The organism is Micromonospora sp. NPDC023814 (genome assembly GCF_040639595.1).
Classification (GTDB): Bacteria; Actinomycetota; Actinomycetes; order Mycobacteriales; family Micromonosporaceae; genus Micromonospora.
Genome location: NZ_JBFAAF010000207.1, coordinates 1 through 2,002, shown reverse-complemented (window position 1 = coordinate 2,002; position 2,002 = coordinate 1). Strand labels below are relative to the sequence as shown.

The window sequence follows — 2,002 nt, the reverse complement described above, 5'->3', positions numbered from 1 at the left end:
ACTGGTCGAGAACGGTGGAGTCGATGATCTGGGTGGTCGTGAGTGGCTGGCCGTGACGCAGCATCGCCGCCCACACCACGACCGCGCTGCCCGGCGCCACGCCCGGTGTCTGTTGGAGGGCGTCGTGCACCGCTGCTGGCACCGGCGGGGTGTTCGCGGAGGACGCCGGTGGGGGTTGGCGCTCGAGCCAGTCGGTGGCCGCCTGCCGCTCGGATGAGGACCACCCCGGGGGCACCACCGCCTGGTATCGCACGGCCTTGCCGTCGTTGCCCCGCTCGTCGAGCAGACCCAGCCTCCGCAACGCCTGCACGTACAGCGCGGCGGCGCGCGTGCCGGTGACTGCGGATTGGTCGAGAACGGTGGAGTCGGTGATCTGGGTGGTTGTGAGTGGCTGGCGGTGACGCAGCATCGCCGCCCACACCACGACCGCGCTGCCCGGCGCCACGCCCGGTGTCTGTTGGAGGGCGTCGTGCACCGCTGCGGGCACCGGCGGGGTGTTCGCGGAGGGCGCCGGTGGGGGTTGGCGCTCGAGCCAGTCGGTGGCCGCCTGCTGCTCGGGTGGGGACCACCCCTGGGGCACCACCGCCTGGTATCGCACGGCCTGGCCGTCCTTGCCCCGCTCGACAAGCAGACCCAACCCCCGCAACGCCCGCACGTACAGCCCGGCGGCGCTCATGCCGGTGATCGCGGACTGGTCGAGAACGGTGGAGTCGATGATCTGGGTGGTCGTGAGTGGCTGGCCGTGACGCAGCATCGCCGCCCACACCACGACCGCGCTGCCCGGCACCACGTTCGGTGTCTGTTGGAGGGCGTCGTACACCGCTGCGGGCACCGGCGGGGTGTTCGCGGAGGGCGCCGGTGGGGGTTGGCGGTCGAGCCAGTCGGTGGCCGCCTGCCGCTCGGGTGGGGACCACCCCGCGGGCACCACCGCCTCGTATCGCACGGCCTGGCCGTCCTTGCCCCGCTCGACAAGCAGACCCAACCCCTGCAACACCTGCACGTACAGCCGGGCGGTACGCGGGCTGGTGACCGCGGACTGGTCGAGAACGGTGGAGTCGATGACCTGGGCGGTCGTGAGTGGCTGGCGGTGACGCAGCATCGCCGCCCACACCACGACCACGCTGCCCGGCACCACGCGCGGTGTCTGTTGGAGGGCTTCGTACACCGCTGCGGGCACCGGCGGGGTGTTCGCGGAGGACGCCGGTAGGGGTTGGCGCTCGAGCCAGTCGGTGGCCGCCTGCCGCTCGGATGAGGACCACCCCTGGGGCACCACCGCCTCGTATCGCACGGCATTGCCGTCGTTGCCCCGCTCGACGAGCAGGCCCAGCCTCCGCAACGCCTTCACGTACAGCCCGGCGGTGCTCATGCCGGTGACCGCGGACTGGTCGAGAACGGTGGAGTCGATGATCTGGGCGGTCGTGAGTGGCTGGCGGTGACGCAGCATCGCCGCCCACACCACGACCGCGCTGCCCGGCACCACGCCCAGTGTCTGTTGGAGGGCTTCGTACACCGCTGCGGGCACCGGCGGGGTGTTCGCGGAGGGCGCCGGTGGGGGTTGGCGGTCGAGCCAGTCGGTGGCCGCCTGCCGCTCGGATGGGGACCACCCCTGGGGAACCACCGCCTCGTATCGCACGGCCTTGCCGTCCTTGCCCCGCTCGACGAGCAGGCCCTGCCCCCGCAACGCCTTCACGTACCGTTCGGCGGCGCGCGTGCCGGTGACCGCGGACTGGTCGAGGACGGTGGAGTCGGTGATCTGGGTGGTTGTGAGTGGCTGGCGGTGACGCAGCATCGCCGCCCACACCACGACCGCGCTGCCCGGCACCACGCGCGGTGTCTGTTGGAGGGCTTCGTACACCGCTGCGGGCACCGGCGGGGTGTTCGCGGAGGGCGCCGGTGGGGGTTGGCGGTCGAGCCAGTCGGTGGCCGCCTGCCGCTCGGATGAGGACCACCCCGCGGGCACCACCGCCTCGTATCGCACGGCCTTGCCGTCCTTGCCCCGCTC

Annotated in this window: 1 protein-coding gene; it reads right to left on the bottom strand. The window is 72.5% G+C overall.

Going from position 1 to position 2,002, the window contains the following annotated elements; genetic code table 11:
• The coding region (locus tag AB0G14_RS35440; RefSeq protein ID WP_357705142.1) for a hypothetical protein at nt 1-2,002 on the bottom strand (2,002 nt) is incomplete at both ends.